At 52.4% G+C, this 19,098-nt stretch carries 21 protein-coding genes, 1 tRNA gene and 1 pseudogene; 11 read left to right on the top strand and 12 right to left on the bottom strand.

The window, feature by feature from the left end; genetic code table 11:
- Positions 1 to 107 precede the first annotated feature (107 nt).
- The 7 genes from AM329_RS23085 (at position 108) to AM329_RS23055 (ending at position 6,461) form a co-directional block, all read left to right on the top strand.
- Positions 108 to 296, top strand: coding sequence for a general stress protein (locus tag AM329_RS23085; RefSeq protein ID WP_022651794.1), 189 nt, complete (start codon positions 108 to 110; stop codon positions 294 to 296).
- 90 nt (positions 297 to 386) lie between these two features.
- Positions 387 to 884, top strand: coding sequence for a ferritin-like domain-containing protein (locus tag AM329_RS23080; RefSeq protein ID WP_003862851.1), 498 nt, complete (start codon positions 387 to 389; stop codon positions 882 to 884).
- A gap of 62 nt (positions 885 to 946) precedes the next feature.
- Positions 947 to 1,453, top strand: a complete 507-nt coding sequence (locus tag AM329_RS23075; protein WP_003862853.1) for a ferritin-like domain-containing protein — start codon at positions 947 to 949, stop codon at positions 1,451 to 1,453.
- Positions 1,454 to 1,470: 17 nt separating this feature from the next.
- Positions 1,471 to 2,343 carry a manganese catalase family protein gene (locus tag AM329_RS23070; protein ID WP_032610071.1) on the top strand — a complete coding sequence of 291 codons (873 nt, stop codon included), beginning with the start codon at positions 1,471 to 1,473 and terminating at the stop codon, positions 2,341 to 2,343.
- A 70-nt stretch (positions 2,344 to 2,413) separates the two neighbouring features.
- Positions 2,414 to 3,817, top strand: a complete 1,404-nt coding sequence (locus AM329_RS23065) for a cytochrome ubiquinol oxidase subunit I (protein ID WP_032610072.1) — start codon at positions 2,414 to 2,416, stop codon at positions 3,815 to 3,817.
- Complete coding sequence (gene cydB / locus AM329_RS23060; protein WP_015571779.1) at positions 3,817 to 4,827, top strand: cytochrome d ubiquinol oxidase subunit II; 1,011 nt, start codon at positions 3,817 to 3,819, stop codon at positions 4,825 to 4,827. Before AM329_RS23065 ends, cydB begins: the two co-directional genes overlap by 1 nt.
- A gap of 8 nt (positions 4,828 to 4,835) precedes the next feature.
- The gene (locus AM329_RS23055) at positions 4,836 to 6,461 is read left to right on the top strand and encodes an alpha-amylase family protein (protein ID WP_032610073.1); all 1,626 of its coding nucleotides are present in this window, start codon (positions 4,836 to 4,838) and stop codon (positions 6,459 to 6,461) included.
- Here AM329_RS23055 and AM329_RS23050 read toward each other — a convergent pair whose 3' ends face one another.
- Genes AM329_RS23050 through AM329_RS23035 form a run of 4 tightly spaced genes read right to left on the bottom strand, consistent with a single transcriptional unit; the run spans position 6,462 to position 8,953 of the window.
- Entirely contained in the window at positions 6,462 to 7,448 is a 987-nt protein-coding gene (locus AM329_RS23050; protein ID WP_022651797.1) for an SDR family oxidoreductase, read from the bottom strand. It abuts the gene before it with no gap.
- 16 nt (positions 7,449 to 7,464) lie between these two features.
- Positions 7,465 to 7,983, bottom strand: a complete 519-nt coding sequence (locus AM329_RS23045) for a 2-oxo-tetronate isomerase (protein ID WP_003862863.1) — start codon at positions 7,981 to 7,983, stop codon at positions 7,465 to 7,467.
- Positions 7,984 to 7,993: 10 nt separating this feature from the next.
- Positions 7,994 to 8,440, bottom strand: a complete 447-nt coding sequence (locus AM329_RS23040; protein WP_003862865.1) for a DUF421 domain-containing protein — start codon at positions 8,438 to 8,440, stop codon at positions 7,994 to 7,996.
- Positions 8,441 to 8,449: 9 nt separating this feature from the next.
- Complete coding sequence (locus tag AM329_RS23035) at positions 8,450 to 8,953, bottom strand: hypothetical protein (protein WP_032610074.1); 504 nt, start codon at positions 8,951 to 8,953, stop codon at positions 8,450 to 8,452.
- Positions 8,954 to 9,092: 139 nt separating this feature from the next.
- On the opposite strand from AM329_RS23035, the gene AM329_RS23030 reads away from it, so the two are divergent.
- A complete protein-coding gene (locus AM329_RS23030; protein WP_003862868.1) occupies positions 9,093 to 9,482 on the top strand; it encodes a YdeI family stress tolerance OB fold protein in 390 nt (129 codons plus the stop codon).
- Positions 9,483 to 9,543: 61 nt separating this feature from the next.
- The gene (locus AM329_RS23025) at positions 9,544 to 10,428 is read left to right on the top strand and encodes an SDR family oxidoreductase (protein WP_032610075.1); all 885 of its coding nucleotides are present in this window, start codon (positions 9,544 to 9,546) and stop codon (positions 10,426 to 10,428) included.
- 33 nt (positions 10,429 to 10,461) lie between these two features.
- Here AM329_RS23025 and AM329_RS23020 read toward each other — a convergent pair whose 3' ends face one another.
- A complete protein-coding gene (locus tag AM329_RS23020; protein ID WP_032610076.1) occupies positions 10,462 to 12,444 on the bottom strand; it encodes an alkyl/aryl-sulfatase in 1,983 nt (660 codons plus the stop codon).
- Between the two features lie 171 nt (positions 12,445 to 12,615).
- On the opposite strand from AM329_RS23020, the gene AM329_RS23015 reads away from it, so the two are divergent.
- On the top strand, positions 12,616 to 13,014 hold the full coding sequence (locus AM329_RS23015) for a hypothetical protein (RefSeq protein ID WP_023314790.1): 399 nt from the start codon (positions 12,616 to 12,618) through the stop codon (positions 13,012 to 13,014).
- Between the two features lie 59 nt (positions 13,015 to 13,073).
- Here the strand turns inward: AM329_RS23015 and AM329_RS23010 are convergent, their stop codons facing one another.
- The 5 genes from AM329_RS23010 to AM329_RS25920 all read right to left on the bottom strand — a co-directional run bounded on the left by AM329_RS23010 (position 13,074) and on the right by AM329_RS25920 (position 16,949).
- Positions 13,074 to 13,685, bottom strand: coding sequence for an outer membrane beta-barrel protein (locus tag AM329_RS23010; protein ID WP_032610078.1), 612 nt, complete (start codon positions 13,683 to 13,685; stop codon positions 13,074 to 13,076).
- Between the two features lie 100 nt (positions 13,686 to 13,785).
- Positions 13,786 to 14,415 (bottom strand): winged helix-turn-helix transcriptional regulator, encoded by a 630-nt coding sequence (locus AM329_RS23005; RefSeq protein WP_003862875.1) that lies wholly within the window; start codon positions 14,413 to 14,415, stop codon positions 13,786 to 13,788.
- Between the two features lie 63 nt (positions 14,416 to 14,478).
- Positions 14,479 to 15,654 (bottom strand): OmpP1/FadL family transporter, encoded by a 1,176-nt coding sequence (locus AM329_RS23000; protein WP_032610079.1) that lies wholly within the window; start codon positions 15,652 to 15,654, stop codon positions 14,479 to 14,481.
- A 223-nt stretch (positions 15,655 to 15,877) separates the two neighbouring features.
- Positions 15,878 to 16,546, bottom strand: coding sequence for an isochorismatase family protein (locus AM329_RS22995; RefSeq protein WP_032610080.1), 669 nt, complete (start codon positions 16,544 to 16,546; stop codon positions 15,878 to 15,880).
- Between the two features lie 259 nt (positions 16,547 to 16,805).
- Positions 16,806 to 16,949: a hypothetical protein gene (locus tag AM329_RS25920; protein ID WP_015571788.1), complete on the bottom strand. Its 144-nt coding sequence runs from the start codon at positions 16,947 to 16,949 to the stop codon at positions 16,806 to 16,808.
- A gap of 412 nt (positions 16,950 to 17,361) precedes the next feature.
- Here AM329_RS25920 and AM329_RS22985 point away from each other — a divergent pair.
- Positions 17,362 to 18,172, top strand: a pseudogene (locus AM329_RS22985) (DUF4225 domain-containing protein).
- Here the strand turns inward: AM329_RS22985 and AM329_RS22980 are convergent.
- Together AM329_RS22980 and AM329_RS22975 are read right to left on the bottom strand one after the other, a co-directional pair.
- Positions 18,169 to 18,483, bottom strand: a complete 315-nt coding sequence (locus AM329_RS22980) for a hypothetical protein (protein WP_003862882.1) — start codon at positions 18,481 to 18,483, stop codon at positions 18,169 to 18,171. The pseudogene AM329_RS22985 and the gene AM329_RS22980 sit on opposite strands and share 4 nt — an antisense overlap.
- Positions 18,484 to 19,003: 520 nt before the next feature.
- Positions 19,004 to 19,077: transfer RNA gene (locus tag AM329_RS22975), tRNA-Gly, on the bottom strand.
- Positions 19,078 to 19,098: the final 21 nt, after the last annotated feature.

Genomic DNA, 19,098 nt, shown 5'->3' with positions numbered 1-19,098 from the left:
TGAAATTTGACTCTTCTCACATAACGACTAATGTTAATTCCTGAACGACAACTGATACGAATTACTTATCGTATCTCCTGACATAAACGCAACATGAGGGTTGATATATGGCAGAGCAACATCGTGGTGGTTCCGGTAATTTCGCTGAAGACCGTGAAAAGGCATCAGAAGCTGGACGTAAAGGCGGCCAGCACAGCGGCGGTAATTTCAAAAACGATCCGCAACGCGCATCTGAAGCGGGTAAGAAAGGGGGCCAGAACAGTCACGGCGGAGGCCGTAAATCTGATAACTCCTGATCTTATTTAAAGCTCTTATAAATATACCGAGAGCATGCTGCGGGCCCGTCGGCTCGCAGTACCTTCCCTTTATTTCACTGGAGCGAAAATATGAATATGAAAACTGTTGAAGATGTATTTATTCACCTGTTATCCGACACCTACAGCGCTGAGAAGCAGCTGACCCGCGCTCTAAGCAAGTTAGCTCGCGCCGCATCCAGCGAGAAGTTGAGTGCCGCGTTCACGGCCCACCTCGAAGAGACTCAGGGACAAATCGAGCGTATCGATCAGATTATTGAGCAGGAATCCGGCCTCAAACTGAAGCGCATGAAATGCGTTGCGATGGAAGGCTTAATTGAAGAAGCCAACGAAGTTATTGAGAGCACTGAAAAAAATGAAGTGCGTGACGCTGCATTAATTGCCGCAGCACAAAAAGTCGAGCATTACGAGATTGCCAGCTACGGCACCCTGGCCACCCTGGCTGAACAATTAGGCTATAAAAAAGCCGTTAAACTTCTTGCCGAAACGCTGGAAGAAGAAAAAGAAACCGATCTCAAATTAACCGATCTGGCTGTCGGCAATATTAATCAAAAAGCCCAGAAAGGATAAATATTAATTTGATGAGCATCAGCAACAAAAATTAACCAGATAATAAATCACAGGAGTTAATTATGAATCATGTAGAACACTACCATGATTGGCTACGCGATGCCCATGCGATGGAAAAGCAAGCCGAATCCATGCTGGAATCTATGGCCAGCCGTATTGATAATTATCCCGACTTACGTGCACGAATTGAACAACACGTTAATGAGACTAAACACCAAATTACCGTGCTGGAAGAAATTCTCGACCGCAATGATATTTCCCGTTCGGTCATAAAAGATTCCATGAGCAAAATGGCGGCGCTCGGCCAGTCCATTGGCGGCATGTTCCCTTCCGACGAAATTGTTAAAGGCTCCATCAGCGGCTACGTTTTTGAGCAGTTTGAAATTGCCTGCTACACCTCTCTGCTGGCTGCGGCCAAACAAGCGGGCGATACCGCCTCCATTCCTGCCATTGAGTCCATTCTGGAAGAAGAGCGCCAGATGGCTGACTGGCTGCTCCAGCATATTCCACAGACGACGGAACAGTTCCTGCTGCGCTCCGATGCGGACGGTGTTGAAGCGAAAAAATAACGAAAGAGGGAGAAACTATGTTTCGACACGTAAAACAGCTGCAATACACGGTACGCGTAGCCGAACCGAATCCGGGCCTGGCCAATCTTCTGCTTGAGCAGTTTGGCGGGCCACAGGGCGAACTTGCCGCGGCATGTCGTTACTTTACGCAAGGATTGAGCGACGACGATCCCGGTCGTAAAGATATGCTGATGGATATCGCGACCGAGGAATTAAGTCACCTGGAAATTATCGGCACCCTGGTGGGTATGCTGAATAAGGGTGCGAAAGGTGAACTGGCGGAAGGCGTTGAAAATGAAGCGGAATTGTACCGCTCCATGACCGAGAACGGCAACGACAGTCATATCACCTCCCTGCTCTACGGCGGTGGTACTCCACTGACCAACTCCGGGGGCGTACCATGGACGGCGGCGTATGTGGATACTATTGGCGAGCCCACCGCCGATCTGCGCTCTAACATTGCGGCCGAGGCGCGCGCCAAAATTATCTACGAACGGCTTATTAACGTAACGGACGATCCGGGTGTTAAAGATGCGCTGGCGTTTTTAATGACGCGTGAGGCAGCACACCAGCTCTCATTTGAGAAGGCGCTCCAGTCGATCCGTAACAATTTCCCACCGGGTAAATTGCCGCCAATCGAAGAGTACACCAACAAGTACTACAATATGTCTGAGGGGGGAGAAGTTCGCGGCAGCTGGAACAGCGATAAGCACTTCGACTACGTGGAATCTCCTCAGCCAGCGGTCGATGGCGGTGACGGCGGCGCAAGCGTAACGCTCACGACAGAGCAGGAAACGCTGGTCAAAGCGATGTGCGCACGTACGAAATCCGACCCTAACGCCGATCCGCTTACCGGTGCCGAGCTTGGCGCAGGTAAGAAAAAACCGTAACCGGTTTTGCCAGGCAGCCTGAGGCTGTCTGGCAATGCCTTGTGCGCTATCAGTTCCAGAGGTACGGAGCATGTTCGAGCTTGATGCGTTTCATCTGGCCAGGATACAGTTCGCCTTTACCGTCTCTTTTCATATTCTCTTCCCGGCGATCACCATCGGGCTTGCGAGCTATCTGGTGGTTCTCGAAGGCATGTGGCTTCGCACAAAAAATGATGTCTGGCGCTCGCTATACCATTTCTGGCTAAAAATTTTCGCCGTCAACTTTGGTATGGGCGTGGTTTCCGGGCTGGTGATGGCTTACCAGTTTGGGACTAACTGGAGCGGCTTTTCCCAGTTCGCGGGCAGCATAACCGGCCCTTTGCTCACCTATGAAGTCTTAACCGCCTTCTTCCTCGAAGCCGGATTCCTGGGTGTGATGCTGTTCGGCTGGAACAAGGTTGGCCCCGGCCTGCACTTCTTTGCCACCTGCATGGTGGCGCTGGGCACGCTGATGTCCACCTTCTGGATCCTCGCCTCTAACAGCTGGATGCACACCCCGCAGGGCTTCAGTATTCAGAACGGTCAGGTCATTCCCGAAGACTGGCTGGCCATTATCTTTAACCCCTCATTCCCTTACCGCCTGATCCATATGTCCATCGCCGCCTTCCTGTGCAGCGCCTTGTTTGTGGGCGCGTCCGGGGCATGGCATCTGCTGCGCGGTAACGATACGCCCGCGATCCGCAAGATGTTCTCCATGGCCATGTGGATGGCGCTGCTGGTCGCGCCCATTCAGGCCGTGGTTGGGGATATGCACGGGCTGAATACGCTTGAGCACCAGCCTGCCAAAATCGCCGCGATTGAAGGCCACTGGGAAAACCCGCCCGGCGAGGCCACCCCGCTGCTGTTGTTTGGCGTACCGGATATGGAAGAGGAACGCACCAAATACGGGCTTGAAATTCCCGCGCTCGGCAGCCTGATCCTGACGCACAGTCTGGATAAACAGGTCCCGGCGCTGAAGGATTTCCCGAAAGAGGACCGCCCTAACTCGCTCATCGTCTTCTGGTCCTTCCGCATTATGGTCGGCATGGGGCTGCTGATGATTACCCTTGGCGTACTGAGCGTCTGGCTGCGCTATCGCCGTCGACTCTATCACTCACGGCCATTCCACTGGTTTGCCCTCTGTATGGGGCCTGCCGGATTACTCGCGCTGCTCGCCGGGTGGGTCACCACCGAAGTGGGCCGCCAGCCGTGGGTCGTTTACGGCTATCTGCGCACGATAGATGCGGTGTCTCTGCACAGCACGTTGCAGATGAGCATCAGCCTGCTGGCCTTTATCGTGGTCTACTGTTCGGTATTTGGCGTGGGATATGTGTATCTCGCCCGGTTGATTAACAAAGGTCCGCAGCCTGTGGGCACGCTAACGTCTAATACATCGGGCACCCCTGCCCGTCCGCTGTCCGCCGCCGAGTCTGTTCCGGAAGAGGAGAAGATCTGATGGGCGTCGATATCCCGGTCATCTGGTTTGCCATTATTGTCTTCGCCACGCTGATGTACATCATCATGGACGGTTTCGATCTCGGTATCGGCATGCTGTTCAGCTTTGTGGGTGATGCCAAAGAGCGCGACGTGATGGTGAACAGCGTCGCCCCGGTCTGGGACGGAAATGAAACCTGGCTGGTTCTCGGCGGCGCAGGGTTGTTCGGCGCGTTTCCGCTGGCCTACGCGGTAATAATCGATGCCCTGACCATCCCGCTGACGGCCATGCTGATCGGGCTTATTTTCCGCGGCGTGGCATTTGAGTTTCGCTTTAAGGCGACCCCTTCCCACCGCAAATTCTGGGACTATTCTTTTGCTGGCGGTTCCCTGCTCGCAACCTTCAGCCAGGGGATCGTGGTTGGCGCGATGATCAACGGCTTTGACGTGGAAGGGCGTCGCTTTGTGGGCTCCTCGCTGGACTGGTTCACCCCGTTTAACCTGTTCTGCGGGCTGGGCTTAATTGTCGCCTATACCCTGCTGGCCACCACGTGGCTGATCATGAAAAGCGAAGGCGCGCTGCAAAACCGGATGCGCGAGCTGACCCGCCACGTTCTGCTGGCGCTGATTGCCGTCATTGCGGTGGTAAGTATCTGGACCCCGCTCGGCTGGCAGTTTGTCGCCGAGCGCTGGTTTACTCTGCCTAACTTCTTCTGGTTCCTGCCGGTTCCGGTTCTGGTGGCGGTATTCAGCCTGTGGATCTGGCGGCTGACGCGTAATCCCGACAGCCATGCCCGTCCGTTCCTGTTAACGCTGGGCCTGATCTTCCTCGGCTTTAGCGGCCTGGGCATCAGCCTGTGGCCACACATTATTCCGCCGCACATCACCTTGTGGGAAGCCGCCGCGCCGCCTGCCAGCCAGCTGTTTATGCTGATCGGCACGCTGTTAATCATCCCGGTGATCCTGGTTTATACCGCCTGGAGCTACTACGTCTTCCGGGGCAAAGTGTCTGATACCGAAGGTTATCACTAAGGATTACTATGGCAGGCTGGCATACACGCGCCATTATTTACCAGATAGATACTGCCCTGTTTTACGATCTGAACGGCGATGGCTGTGGCGACATCGCCGGGATCGCCGCGAAGCTACGCTACATCCGCCGGATGGGCGCGACGGTTATCTGGATCACTCCGTTTTACCTCACGCCTTTTCTCGATGAAGGCTATGACGTGAGCGACCATTTGCAGGTCGATCCCCGCTTCGGCAAGCTCAACGATATCATCGCCTTTATTGAACAGGCGCGGGAGCTGGGGATGCAGGTCATTATTGAGCTGCTGATCCAGCATACCTCGGATGCGCATCCCTGGTTTCAACAGGCCCGCCGCAACCCTCAGTCACCCTATCGTGACTATTACCTGTGGTCCGACACGGACGACGACGATACGCCGCCGATGTTCCCCGGCGTGGAGAAGAGTATCTGGACATGGGACGACGAGGCGGGGCAATACTATCGGCATATGTTTTATCACCACGAGCCGGATCTCAATCTGGCCTCCCCTGCGGTGCTGAAGGAGGTTGAGAACATCATCATCTTCTGGCTAAAGCTCGGGGTGTCGGGCTTTCGCCTGGATGCGGCGTCGCACCTGACAAAACAGGCCGGACGTGGGGATGAAAAACGCGGCCTGTGGATCCTGGAGCATCTGCGCCGTCTTATCGAGCAGCGTAACCCGGATGCGATCCTGCTCGGCGAAGTCGACGTGGAGGTCGAGGCCTACAAAGATTATTTTGGTCAGAACGACCGGCTCAACCTGGTGCTGAATTTCTGGCTCAATAAGTACTTCTACGTCAGCCTTGCGGAGAAAAGCGCACGACCGCTGCGCAACGCGGTAAAGAAGATGATTGTGCCGCCTGACTCCTGCTGCTTCGCCAACTGGCTGCGCAATCATGATGAGCTGGATCTGGAAGGGATAGGAAAAAAAGCGAAGCAGACCGTCATTGATGCCTTTGCCCCTGACAAAGAAATGAGTGTGTATCAGCGAGGTATCCGCCGCCGTCTGGCGCCGATGCTTAATGGCGATCGTAAGCGGCTGGCCTTTTGCCATGCGGTCTTGTTTTCGCTGCCGGGCGTACCGGTCATGCGCTACGGGGATGAGATTGGCATGGGAGATGATTTGGAACTGGAGGAGCGTTACGCCGTACGCACCCCGATGCAGTGGGCCGGATCGCAAGGCGGCGGTTTCTCAGACGCCGACCCGGAAACTTTTATCGCCCCGATGATTGACCGCGGCCCGTACCGCTATCAAAAAATCAACGTGGCGGATTCGCTGTTGCACCGCAACTCACTCCTGCACTGCATTATCGATATCGCCAATACGCGCTCGGAGTTCCCTGAGATCGGCGTCGCGCCGTTTCGTCTTATTAATATCGACAGCGATGCGGTGCTGGGGATCTATTACGAAACCGACACGCGCAGCATTCTGACCTTCGTTAACTTCAGCGATAAGCCCGTTAATTTTACTGCCAGAGGGATCCGGCATGCGACCTGGACCGCCTGCCTGGCGGACAAACGCTACAACGACGCGCTGGTGTGCGGCAAAACCGTCGCGCTTAACCTCAGCGGCTATGGCTACCGCTGGTTCTGGACCGATCGTACCGCACTGCGCTGATTATCGTCTCCGCGAGAGCAGAAGACGCGCCACGATCGCACCCGTGACGGCGAGGGAGCCGAGCAGCACTTTCCCCGGCATGCCGGAGGTAACGGTGGTGGCGCGCTCTTTTGCTTCGTCGGTGAAGTGCCCGTGGATTTTATGCAGATCGTTAACCGGCTGATCCAGATAGTCCTGACGGTCATCCGCATTTAGCGTATCGGTCATCTGCCCTTCCCAGGCCTTTTTAACCATCAGCCGATCCAGAAAGCCGGGGAAAAGGAATTGCCCGACAATCGACTGGACGGTGCTGCTGCCCACCCACAGTTCCCGCACCGGTTTCTGGGCCACCTTAAAAATAGCGCTGGCAGCCACTTCCGGCTGAAACACGGGAGGAACCGGGCGCATCGCCCAGGCAAATTTATTCCTCGCCCACTCGAACTGCGGCGTGTTGAGGCCCGGCATCTGTACCATTGCGATCTGCACCCGGCTGTTTTCATGCATCAGCTCGGTGCGCACGGCGTCGGTAAACCCGCGGATCGCGGCCTTCGCCCCACAGTAGGCTGACTGCAAGGGAATGGAGCGGTAGGCCAGCGCGGAGCCAACCTGAATAATCGTTCCGCGATCGCGTGGGGTCATTAACTCCAGCGCGGCGCGGGTACCGTTAACATAGCCCAGATAGGTCACCTCGGTGACGCGGCGAAACTCCTCAGGCGACATGGTGCGAAACGGCGCCAGCATCCCGCCCATGGCGTTATTCACCCACACATCGATGGCCCCAAGCCGGTATTCAATCTCGTTAGCAGCATCGGTCACCGCCTTGCTGTCCGCCACGTCGGCCTGAACGGCACAGGCGTTGATCCCGAAACGGCGCAACTCCTCTTCTGTGGAGCGCAGACTCTGCTCATCGCGGGCAATGATGCCCACATCGTAGCCCGCTTTGGCAAAGTGCAGCGCCGTGGCCTTCCCCACGCCCGCCGTACCGCCGGTAATAACGATGACAGCCATAGCCTTTCCCCTTGTTTCAGACGTTATCCCAGCCGGAGAGTATTTCGATCAGTTCAGACAGGGAATAACGCACCGCTTTATCCACCACATCCTGACATTCACCGGAAAACAGCACGGTGCGGGTTTCCGTCTGTCCGCGAATATTCCAGCCGAAGCAGACCGTACCGGCTGCGGTGCCATCGTCTCCGCCTTCCGGTCCCGCATAGCCGCTGATGGCAAGGCCAATATCCGCCTCGGCGATTTCGCGAATTTTAGCGGCCATCTCGGTCACCGTTTGTTCACTGACGGCGGTGAAGCGCTCAATGGTTTCGTGCCGCACGCCGAGGATCCTCTCCTTCGCCGCATCGCTGAACACCACCATGCCAACGTCATAAAATTCCGCCGTGTTCTCTTCGGCACAAAGCGCAACCGCGAGATTGCCGCCGGTACAGGACTCTGCGGTAGTTAACCGCAAACCTCTGTCCGTAAGCTGAGTGGCGAGCTTTTTCGTCAGCTCGCTGATGGTGCTGTTACTGTCGTGAATAAGATTGCTCATCGCGTTGCCCTTAATTTTCGTCAGGAATAATAGAAATATGACCATTACGCTCAAGAATAGCGTATTTTATCTTCTTCAATTCTGTAATACCGTGATTCTGGCGGGCTGATACCAATATATCATCACAGGATACATCGACCTTTTTCAGTTTATCGGCAAGGGGGACACCGTTCTCCACCAATATCACCGGCGTGCCATCAAGAATATTCTCAACAGTGGAAAAATATTTTTTCAGGAGGCCAAATATAATATCCACCACCACCAGCGTTGTTATTGTAATCATCGCACCGGTGATGGAAAAATCTTCGCCAAGCAGCGCCTGCTGTGTCGCCTCACTGATAATTAAGAGCAAAATAAGGTCAAAACTGGTCATTTGTAGCAGGGCGCGCCGCCCGGCAACTTTAAACACAATGACCAGAAACAGGTAAATTGCCAGGGCACGAAAAACCATGTCCATATTCGACTCCTAGGGGTAAATAAACTGCCAGAAACGGATATCTGGCTCGTTGTTTACGCGGATGCTGTTTGTCCACTTCCCTGCTTTTGACGGCGTGATGAATAATAGAACGGTAAATTTATCGGTCTGTTGTAAACGATCGTAGACGAGAAACAGGGTATTCCCCCGGCTGTACATGCTGTCCGGTTGTGGCCAGACGCTGCCGGGCTCATACGCGTCGCTGCTTTCGCTGGTCAGGCTGAGGGTATATTTCCCCTCAGACGTCACCGGAAACGTCAGCGCCATCCGCGATTCGGTCTGGCGGCGACCGAAGCGCTCATAGCTCAGGGCCAGGGTTTTTGCATCGTTTGTTTTCTCCACGTCGCTGACCACACCGCTTGAAAACAGCCCGGCAATTGCCGCCACGATAATAGCTAACAGCACAATAAAACCCACCTGACGAAATGCGTACTCAAACGTCAGTAAACGATAACTCTCTTTTATCCCAGGCACTTTTTCATTTTTTGGTTCCATGGCAGTCGTCACCGTTTCGCTTAATTGCCGAAATTTTTGATTTCTCTGTGAAAATGCTTTTAAGACTTATCACATTTGCCACATAAAGAAATAGCAACAATACTTCATAAGTCAAGACATCCAAAATGAAGGATATCAGATGAAATTATCAGTGATTTCAGCTTTGTTAATATTAATTATCCCTACTGCCTGGGCAGATAATAACGGCGGGTTACAAAAGGGTGACGCGCCGCCACCGCCGCATGCGTTGGACAGCGGTTATCGTGGTACCGATGATGCGCGCATTATGACCATTACTCAGGCGAAAGAGATGCATGATGGCGCCTCTATTTCACTGCGCGGCAATCTTATTGATGGCAATGGCGATAAATACGTATTCCAGGATAAAACCGGGAAAATCGACGTTATTATCCCGAAAGCCGTATTTGACGACAGAACCGTGGAACCTGACAACATGATCAGTATTAGCGGCTCGCTCGATAAAAAATCATCCCCACCCGTAGTCCGGGTCAGCCACTTGCAAAAATAATTCAGCGAAGCGTTAACGCTGTAACTATCCATCAAATCTCACCCCTAACAAGGAGTTAGCTATGAGTGATAATGAACAACGTACGAACGCTTACCCAACGCCACCTTTCCCGAAGCAACCCCAGACGCCGCCGGGCCTGTCCTCAGAAATGGAACCCGTACCCGACCACGGCGAGAAGAGCTACAAAGGGCATGGACGTCTTGCCGGTAAGAAGGCGCTAATTACCGGGGGCGATTCCGGCATCGGACGCGCGGTAGCCATTGCCTATGCCCGCGAAGGGGCAGATGTCGCCATTAACTATTTGCCGGAAGAGGAAGAAGACGCAGCGGAAGTCATCGCCCTGATTAAAGCGGAAGGACGGAACGCCGTCGCGCTTCCGGGCGATGTGCGCGACGAAACTTTTTGTCAGAACCTGGTGGAGCAGGCCGTCTCAAAACTGGGCGGGCTGGATATCCTGGTGAATAACGCAGGCCGCCAGCAGTATCGTGAGTCGCTGGAAGAACTGACTACGGAAGATTTTGACGCGACCTTTAAGACCAACGTCTATGCGCCTTTCTGGATCACAAAGGCGGCGTTGCGCCACATGAAAGCTCCCGCTTCCATCATTAACACCTCCTCCGTTCAGGCGGTAAAACCGAGCGCCGTACTGCTTGACTATGCGCAGACCAAAGCCTGTCTCGCGGTGTTTACCAAAGCGCTGGCGAAACAGCTGGGTCCGAAAGGGATCCGCGTGAACGCGGTAGCGCCCGGACCTTACTGGACCGTGCTCCAGCCCAGCGGTGGGCAGCCACAGGAGAAAGTGAAACATTTTGGCAAGAGTACCCCTCTGGGACGCCCGGGACAGCCCGTGGAGATCGCACCGCTGTATGTCACTCTGGCCTCGGATGAGTGTTCATACACCTCCGGGCAGGTCTGGTGTTCAGACGGCGGCGACGGCGTCATTTGACGAAAAAGGCTGCGAAAGCAGCCTTTTTTACTTTTAAGGGGTGACGACAGGAAACCAGAAGCTGAAGCTCTCCATGCAGCGCAGCATTTCGTTCACCTTCGCGGCGTTGCCGACGATCGTCACCTCTCCTGCCTGTTGCGCCTTTTTCAGCGTGGTTTCCTTAAGGATGATTTTGTTCAGCGTTTCGCGGCTGAGCGTAATGGTTGCATCCGGATCTTCTGCCTGAGCGTTGGCGCTATGGTTCAGCACGCCATTCTCCAGCTCCAGCTTGTGCCTGCCGCCCTCGCGGCCTAAATCAACGTTAAAAATGCCTCTGGCATTCGCCGCTCTGACGCCGTTAAGGTGAACGCCGAAGTAGTCAAAAATCATCTCAGTTGACATGGCACGGACCGCATCCGGGCTGGCGTTTTTGGGCGTCGGCTTTATCTTCACGCCGTTACGCAACTCTTGCGCACCGGTGAGGTAGGCGTTACGCCACGGCCCTGACTCCGCATGGTATCCCAGCTGTTCAAACGCATCGGCTACCAGTTCGCGCGCCGCCTTATTATTCGGATCGGCAAAAACGACTTTACTGACCACCTGAGCCACCCAGCGATAATTCCCCCGGGCATAATCAACCCGGGCTTTTTCAAGGATCGCGCGGGCTCCGCCCATGTAATCGACATACTTTTTCGCCGCCTCGACCGGAGGCAGTTCATCGAGCGTCGCCGGATTGCCGTCGAACCAGCCAAGATAGTAGACATAGGTGGCTTTGACGTTGTTGCTTACCGAGCCGTAATAGCCACGGCCTGCCCAGGATTTAGCCAGTCCGTAAGGCAGGGCGAAATTTGCGGCTATTTCATCCCTCGTCAGCCCCTTATTCGCCAGTCTGAGCGTCTGGTCGTTGATATAGCGGTAGATATCACGCTGGCTTTTCATCAGCTTCACCACTTTTTTGTTACCCCACGTGGGCCAGCGGTGCTGCGCGATAATGATTTCCGCTTTATCACCCCAACGATCGAGAGCGTTATTGATGTACTTTGACCATGCCAGCGGATCGTGTATTTTCGCCCCGCGCAGCGAGTAGGTATTGTGCAGGGTGTGAGTGACGTTCTCTGCTGCTTGAATCAGCTTTTTCTCTTCCACATACCAGAGCATTTCAGACGGCGCTTCCGACCCCGGCGCCAGCATAAAATCATAGGTGAGACCGTCGATGATCTCTTTCTGCCCGTCTTTGGTAATGGCGTGAGTGGGCGCGATAAGCGTGACCGTCCCCGCTGAGGTGGTCGTCCCCAGACCCGCTCCTATCTGACCTTTTACATTGGCCTTTAACAGGTTTCCGTAGATATAACTGGCACGGCGGCTGATGGCATTTCCGGCCATGATATTTTCCGATACCGCCTCTTCCATAAAACCTGCTGGAGCATAGACTTTCACTTTGCCGGTCATCACTCCCGCTTCATCGACTACGCCACGCACGCCACCATAATGATCGACATGACTATGGGTATAAATAACGGCAACAACCGGGCGTTTGCCGCGATGCTTAACGTAAAGATCCATGCCCGCTTTGGCCGTTTCCGCAGACACCAGCGGATCGATAACCGTGATCCCCTCTTTGCCCTCTATAATCGTCATATTCGACAGATCGAGGTTGCGGATCTGGTAGACGCCTTCCGTGACCTCAAACAGACCGCCAATATTATTCAGCTGCGCCTGACGCCACAGGCTCGGGTTGACGGTATCCGGCGCTTTTTGCCCTTCTTTGATAAAAGCGTATTTCTGGGGGTTCCAGATAACGGCGCCTTTTTCGTCTTTAATCACCGCGGCTGGCAGCGGGGCAATAAAGCCTTTGTGCGCATTTCGGAAATCGGTCTTATCAAAGAAGGGCAGTTGACCATAAAGTGCATCATTCATCTCTTTCGTATGGGCAGTGGCTCCCTTCCCTTCCTTTTGTGCCAGGACAGGCAATGAGGTCAACGAGACTAATAGCAGACCAGCAACGGCCATCGCACTAACGAGAGTTTTAAATTTCATACTTCCTCGAGGAGTTATATTTACGCTGGCGGTACATGGGGGGAAAGGAGGCTATCACCAGGCTTATCTTTAACCTATGAAATTAACGTTTATAAATAAATAAGTTAATTCTTTCGTCGCTGCGGCCTTCAGGGATAATGCTGAGTCCAGTTATTTCCCCGGAGTGATTCGATGAAGAGCCTGCCGTTCTTTTTCGCTGTATTAACCCTCAGCACATTAACAGCCTGTAGTTCTCCCCAACCAGACAATGTTGAAAAAATTAATCATCTGCAAATTCCACTGGTGTTGCCGGGGGAAAAACCGCCGCAGGTACAGATATCGCATATCGCGTCTCTTTATCAGGAAAATAAACAGCAGATCGAGACCCTAACGCGCAGCGTAAAATCACAGTATCTACAGGACACCACCGCAAAAGAAATTTTTGTTGCGGACAGTGCCGTTCAACGCGTCTATGCCTCGCTGACCAAGCTGGAACAGCTAGATATGGTTAATCAGCAATATCTGAAAGATAATAATGTCACGGGTCTGCAAAATATTCATATCGTTCTTGAACCGTTATTCACCAGCTGAAAACAAAAAACCCGGCAACTTAAGCAGCCGGGTTTTTATTAATGGGCATATCACGGGCATCAGTCGTACTGACCAAAGCGATAGCTAAGCCCTGCGGTGACGGAACTCAGGTCGCTGCTCACGCCGATCTGGTTAACATTGCCCACGTTGCTTACCCACTGATACTCCAGGCGGCCCGCCCAGTTTTTATTGAAGGCGTATTCAGTACCCACGGCAGCAAGCGGGCGCACACCGGTTTCAAAACGATTGTGGCCACTTACATCGGATTCAGCGCGATAGCCCATTGCACCGGCACGGCCGTAAATATCCCAGTCATTGGCCAGGGCATAACTGGCCTTCAGAGACAGTTGCAGGCCCTGAGTTTTCATTTGCGCCCCTGCGCCATGCTGGCCTTTAATCTGCATGTTGCCTAAATAATCATAACCGCCTTCTACCGCAAGCCATGGGGTAATCTGATAACCCGTATAAACACCCCCGCCGACATTATCATGGTCAAAATCGAAGTGGTCGGAATGCGTGTTCTCAAACGCTTTTGAACCCATATTGGTATCAAAATAGTGAGACCAGCCGAATTTCGCCCCGCTATACCAGGTGCCCGCATCCGCGGCGGCGAAGGCGGAAGTGGCGGTAAATACATTAGCCACAATTAATGCGATAACTGTCTTTTTCATAAAAATACCGTTTACTTGATAAAGTTAAATCTGAGAAAGCAAACGATATAGAAAATTAACGGCAGCGTTAATTCCATTTCTGTTTAATTTTAAACTTCCGCTAGAATGATTCGGGTAAATGTCTGACTTCAAGCAGGTATCCGCCGCGCTTAAAGGAGATATATTCTCCCTGCTTAAGGGCGGATAATACATTGAGTATACTGCTGCGAGAGAGCAGTGTACGATCCTGAATATATTCCAGAATCGTGGTACGCAGACGCGTCTCTTCCGGGAGCAAAATCATTTCCTGAAGGTGGTTACGAATAACGGAATAGGTACGCTGCTGGAGTACCTGTGCATCACGAAATATTAAATAGGCCGTATGGTATGAAAGCAGCGCGGCGACATCCTCCCAGACGCCCTCGGCGCGAAACAACTCAGCCGCCTTGTCCGCATCGAGACGTAAAATAGTCGACTCCCTTTCCGCACGGAGAAGATGCCCCTGCGTAGGCTGGATCATCTCTGCAATACCAAACAAATGCGGCTCGTAAACGGTCACTACCACCAGTCCATCCGAAGCCCGCAGCAGGGATAACTCCCCTTCCAGAAAGAGGTACATCTGCTGTTTCCCCTTCCGTAACCAGGTGAGTCGCTTACGCGGAACAACGTGCACTTTCTCCGCTATCGGCTCAAGGATAGCGGTCAGTCGTTCGATGGATTTTTCGGGTCGAACAGGCGGTAAAATATGCATGGTACAACCTTCTGACATTCAATATCTGCCATTATAGACCATATATTTTAAGCGGTTAGCCGATCAAAACTGATAGCTGTAGTTGACGCTGGCAAACCAAAGATAAGGATGGTCGTAACTTCCGGCAAACGCCACCGGCGATTTCACATGCGACGACTGCATATGAAGATACGACACGGCAATACCAATATTGCTGGCCGGGGTGATCTGATACTGGGCCCCCGTGCCAAATCGCCACTCATCGCCGGTAGGTAAGGTTAAGGCCACATCGCTCTGGCTTTCATACGGCGAGCTGTCGAACGCCACACCGGCATTCAGTCGCCACTGAGGCGTTGGACGATACTGCACGCCCACCGCACCGTGCCACGTGTCCTTCAGGCGGCTGACGTTGTTCAGCTGCTGGTCCCCGACGACGATTTGCGGCGCGCCGAACTGGCTCCAGTCCTGCCAGCCGAGATCGCCCATAACCGACCACCGCGGGTTAATATCATGCACCAGACTGAGCATGATTTGCTGCGGCGCGCTGATCTGTGCCGACAACGGCAGGTCGTAGGTGCCGTTCTGTAGACGCGCGTTGCCGTCAATATTGAAGCTGAAGTCCGTTTCGCTGTTCCAGGTAATACCGGCTCGGGTCTGGTCAGTTAGCTGCATCAGCAGCCCAAGCCGATAGCTCATGGCCAGGTCTTCATCGCGTCGCTGGTAGTCATCATCGTTAACGCTGCGAGTCAGCGAGAAGTAACCGTAGTTAACGTTGGCGGACGCGCCAATCGAAAGACGGTCGTTAAGCTTATAGGCCAGCGAGGGGCTGAGCGTCATGGCTACCATGGTACTCTTTTTAATCAACCTGTCGCCCGCCCAGCTGCCGTAGTCGATCCCCAGGCCGTAATTACCGTAAAGCCCGATCCCGGCATAAAGATCATCGTTTATCTTCTGGCTATAAAAGGCGCTGGCATTCGGGATGGTTTTCATCACATCGCCGGGGCTTTGATGGGCATCGTTATCCAGCTGGTTGTCGATGGAGCCATCCATAACCTGTAACCCACCGGTGACCATATGATCCGGTAAGCGCGTCATGCCAGCCGGGTTGGTCATGATTGTCGAGGCGTCCTTCGCACGAGCCGCCTGCCCTGCTCCGGCAAGCGCGGTATCTTCGGTGCCGGCTTCATAAAAATAGAGGGCGCTGGCATGGGCACTGGAGACAGCTAATACGCCAGCGCACAGGAGGAGTCGTGTTTTCATCTGTGGTCCGGGAAATAAAAAATTTGCCGACAGATATAACAGGGGCGATTGATTACGTAAAAAGAAAGAGGGTTTAATTTTAAATTATGCGCGGTTCAGCCCCTCTTAATATCTCTGACAATTCAGCGACGTCCGGAATACGACGCCGCTACGTCCTGCACCTGTAATACGCTCAGGTACAGGACGATAAAATCCAGCAACTTTTATACATGTTTATTAGGACTTACTTATAATGCTCCAGATTGGTTTCCGGGCCCGTTCTGGCAATTTCCTGAGCTTTGCCGAAACTTTCAATCAGGCACTTATATTCCGGACAGACATGCTCTGCCAGGATCTCAGCAAAGCGAGAACCTTCCTCGCGGTTCCAGGTTCTCATTAATTCAGCGACAATGGCAAACGTATCGGTAGGGATCGCCCCCGCCTGAGCCACGCGCGCGATGGTGGTATCGGTCGCGATTTTGGACCAGTTCCCCGAGGCATCCACAACACAGTAAACCTTATACCCCTCGTGGACAGCGCTAACCGCAGGGAACGCCATGCAGACGCTGGTGAGCGTGCCGGCAATAATCAGGGTCTTTCTGCCCGTCTTTTCCACTTCCTTCACAAACGCCGGATTATCCCAGGTATTAATCTGCCCGGTGCGTGGAACATACACGGCATGGGGTGCATATTTGTGAATTTCCGGGATGAGCGGGCCATTGGGACCGTCAGGAACAGAGGCCGTGGTGATCACCGGGATATTTAAAAGCGTGGCAACTTTGGCTATCGCTGTCACATAATTACGAAGGTCTGGTACAGGCACATCACGTACCGTGTTGAATAAGCCACTCTGATGGTCGATGAGTAAAATTACAGCGTCATCAGTATCAATCATACCGTTTGTAGCAGCCATATTTCTTTCCTCATGATTTCTTTTACATTGCCGTCAACTCTCCCGGCTCCGCGATTTTACATGCACATGGTCAGGGTATAATGCATTGATAAATCATAATGAATAGTAGTTCGATCCGGTCTGAATACCGCATCATTTCAGGACAATTTCTGGCACGGTACGCTGAGCCATCGACGCTGACGGAAAGCCCTCGTGAGGAGAAAAAATCTTTACAATGCCGTTATGCGGCCATTCGTATTCGTTCGGCTGAAGGCAAGCGTTACTCACTACTGGGATCGCCCTTATCCTCCCGCATGGATTCGATAAACTCCCGTTGCTCCTCTGTGAGTTCAAGCTCATCCAGCAAGCGATCTAACTCTTCTTCAGGTGATTCCTTTTGGTTCTTTCTCTTCCCGGTAGCCATACTCACCCTTGAGTTATTAGGATTAATCTCAGGGTATCCAGGGTACAGGAAATGTGCAACTTAGCGTGTTATGCCATGGGTGATTCCTTGTTTAACAAAAGAAGGCTTTTTACTACGAAAAGAGAGCTTTGTGCCTGTTGCAATAAAGCGAGGCAAATTGCAGCGTAAGCAAAGCGGTGTGACGCAGTGGCAACACCAGAATATTTCATGCAGATCCAGTGAAATTATTAGGCGGTTAATCGTTCCACTCAGCGGATCTATAATAGAGCCGGGGATATTTTAAGCAGGAGGAAGTAAACTGGGAGGATAAAGAGACGGGACACCCACGGGGGTGGGTTGTGAAAGTATTTCCTATGGTCTTCGACCTTATTGCACCTAAAATGACCAGACACATTTTGGGAAGGAGTCTTTAATGGATATTGCGTTGCTTAACAGGGGCTGGAACAGAACATGGTCAGATACCATGGGTGAATCTAGAGGCCCGGAAACTCGTCGAAACAGCAAACCGGCTGTCAGCATTCTATTTGCAAGATGGTCTTACACGTATCAAGTTTGTCGAAGAGATAAAACAGGTTGTAGATAAAGAATTTGAAACAGCACGACGAGCTAAAACCGATGAAGAATGCATTGCATGCATCAAAAATCTGCGTGCTGAAACAGATAATCTACACGAACAAGAACGCCTGTTAAGAACCAGAGCCGCACAGCTTTACGCGAAGGTCGAGTTTGTTAAGGAAAATAATAAAATCGTCGGTTATGTTATATCCGCCGTAAACGTGGTGCTATCAGGCGTGGTTCTCTTTGGTGGCTTTATGATGTTATCCACTATGGGGCCGATTGGTATGCTGGCTGGGGCAGTCCTGATTGCCGATGGAATGAACGGATTAACGAAAGAAGTGCTCAACTTTGATCAGCCAGAAGGACATAAACCCTCGCAAGGTATCATTGCTGACTCCGCGATGCATACGGCCCAGTTCATGGGATTTAATCCTAACACGGGCTTGGCTCTCTATAATGGTGTTACTCTCGGTGCCAGTGTGTACAGCATTGTAGGACTCGCTCGAAAAACTGGAGCCTGGAGATTATTTCGCTGGCTTCCACACGATTACTATCGCAAAGTCAGCACAATGAGCACTCCTAAGCTAACAATGAAGATTGTCGGTTATGGTGTTAAAGCAAAAGTGATTTTCGATCTATTGACAACCGAAAATGGAACCAGTTAATCCTTGATAGTTTTTCGGTAACGCCAGGATTTATAGGAAATTACCGGCGGCTGCGCGAAGGACATAATGGCAACCCCAAAGATCATCGCCAGCCCCCATGCAACTGCTCTATCAGGTGAGCTGAAGACGATAAGTAGCAGTAGGATTAAGGCACACACAGCCACCACTCCCGCCAAGGTAACAAATCGCCTAGCGAGGTCATTTATGGCCTCTCCAAGCGTTCCTCCATATTTTTCAATGTTGCTTTTTATCTTCTGCAATTCGGGCTGCGTAAACCCTGAACGTAACAAAGCCTCATCAGTCACTTTCATATCGTCTCGTCCCTTATCTCCCAGAAGTGTTTTCCCAATCGCTGATTGTGCAAGCAATCATACTGATGAACTTTACAGCAATCCACATGATGTTTGTCCAATGAATCAGATTTCAGACAATAGAAGCCATAAAGCCCCGTTGGTGATACAGCAACAAGTGGAGCCGTTAGGCGACAACATCAGACTGTCAGAGGGATCACACCTTATCAGGATAACCGTGTACCCTTGCGGGAGCGTGGCTGAAACGCTGATAGATCCTACATGTCGTTTGTAGGTACGTTATCACCATAAACCTGTTTTCGGGAGTTATGCCAGATATGCGGCTTTTAGTTCGTTGTTGTGCTGTCGCGGTAAGAAACTGGAACCACCGCCAGCGTGGATGATATGTTTCCTTGTACTACAGACCCTGTCACGCGACGCCAGATACGGGCATAGAACATTGGGTAGTTTTAGTTGTACCTGCTAAAGCGGAGCAAAGTAACTAACTGATAAATTATAACTTGTTAATTTATGAGGAGACTGGAGCGGGCGAAGGGAATCGAACCCTCGTATAGAGCTTGGGAAGCTCTCGTTCTACCATTGAACTACGCCCGCTTTGAGGTGCGTAAGGCATTA

Source organism: Enterobacter cloacae complex sp. AR_0002 (assembly GCF_001922365.1).
GTDB classification, from domain to species: Bacteria; Pseudomonadota; Gammaproteobacteria; order Enterobacterales; family Enterobacteriaceae; genus Enterobacter; species Enterobacter hormaechei_C.
The sequence above is the reverse complement of the archived record's forward strand: the minus strand, read 5'-3'. Positions and strand labels throughout refer to the sequence as shown.

Bases quoted from the DNA above. Each gene is read 5' to 3' on its own strand.
- AM329_RS23085 (WP_022651794.1), top strand. From the start codon at position 108: ATGGCAGAGCAACATCGTGGTGGTTCCGGTAATTTCGCTGAAGACCGT.
- AM329_RS23080 (WP_003862851.1), top strand. From the start codon at position 387: ATGAATATGAAAACTGTTGAAGATGTATTTATTCACCTGTTATCCGAC.
- AM329_RS23075 (WP_003862853.1), top strand. From the start codon at position 947: ATGAATCATGTAGAACACTACCATGATTGGCTACGCGATGCCCATGCG.
- AM329_RS23070 (WP_032610071.1), top strand. From the start codon at position 1,471: ATGTTTCGACACGTAAAACAGCTGCAATACACGGTACGCGTAGCCGAA.
- AM329_RS23065 (WP_032610072.1), top strand. From the start codon at position 2,414: ATGTTCGAGCTTGATGCGTTTCATCTGGCCAGGATACAGTTCGCCTTT.
- cydB (WP_015571779.1), top strand. From the start codon at position 3,817: ATGGGCGTCGATATCCCGGTCATCTGGTTTGCCATTATTGTCTTCGCC.
- AM329_RS23055 (WP_032610073.1), top strand. From the start codon at position 4,836: ATGGCAGGCTGGCATACACGCGCCATTATTTACCAGATAGATACTGCC.
- AM329_RS23050 (WP_022651797.1), bottom strand. From the start codon at position 7,448: ATGGCTGTCATCGTTATTACCGGCGGTACGGCGGGCGTGGGGAAGGCC.
- AM329_RS23045 (WP_003862863.1), bottom strand. From the start codon at position 7,983: ATGAGCAATCTTATTCACGACAGTAACAGCACCATCAGCGAGCTGACG.
- AM329_RS23040 (WP_003862865.1), bottom strand. From the start codon at position 8,440: ATGGACATGGTTTTTCGTGCCCTGGCAATTTACCTGTTTCTGGTCATT.
- AM329_RS23035 (WP_032610074.1), bottom strand. From the start codon at position 8,953: ATGGAACCAAAAAATGAAAAAGTGCCTGGGATAAAAGAGAGTTATCGT.
- AM329_RS23030 (WP_003862868.1), top strand. From the start codon at position 9,093: ATGAAATTATCAGTGATTTCAGCTTTGTTAATATTAATTATCCCTACT.
- AM329_RS23025 (WP_032610075.1), top strand. From the start codon at position 9,544: ATGAGTGATAATGAACAACGTACGAACGCTTACCCAACGCCACCTTTC.
- AM329_RS23020 (WP_032610076.1), bottom strand. From the start codon at position 12,444: ATGAAATTTAAAACTCTCGTTAGTGCGATGGCCGTTGCTGGTCTGCTA.
- AM329_RS23015 (WP_023314790.1), top strand. From the start codon at position 12,616: ATGAAGAGCCTGCCGTTCTTTTTCGCTGTATTAACCCTCAGCACATTA.
- AM329_RS23010 (WP_032610078.1), bottom strand. From the start codon at position 13,685: ATGAAAAAGACAGTTATCGCATTAATTGTGGCTAATGTATTTACCGCC.
- AM329_RS23005 (WP_003862875.1), bottom strand. From the start codon at position 14,415: ATGCATATTTTACCGCCTGTTCGACCCGAAAAATCCATCGAACGACTG.
- AM329_RS23000 (WP_032610079.1), bottom strand. From the start codon at position 15,654: ATGAAAACACGACTCCTCCTGTGCGCTGGCGTATTAGCTGTCTCCAGT.
- AM329_RS22995 (WP_032610080.1), bottom strand. From the start codon at position 16,546: ATGGCTGCTACAAACGGTATGATTGATACTGATGACGCTGTAATTTTA.
- AM329_RS25920 (WP_015571788.1), bottom strand. From the start codon at position 16,949: ATGGCTACCGGGAAGAGAAAGAACCAAAAGGAATCACCTGAAGAAGAG.
- AM329_RS22980 (WP_003862882.1), bottom strand. From the start codon at position 18,483: ATGAAAGTGACTGATGAGGCTTTGTTACGTTCAGGGTTTACGCAGCCC.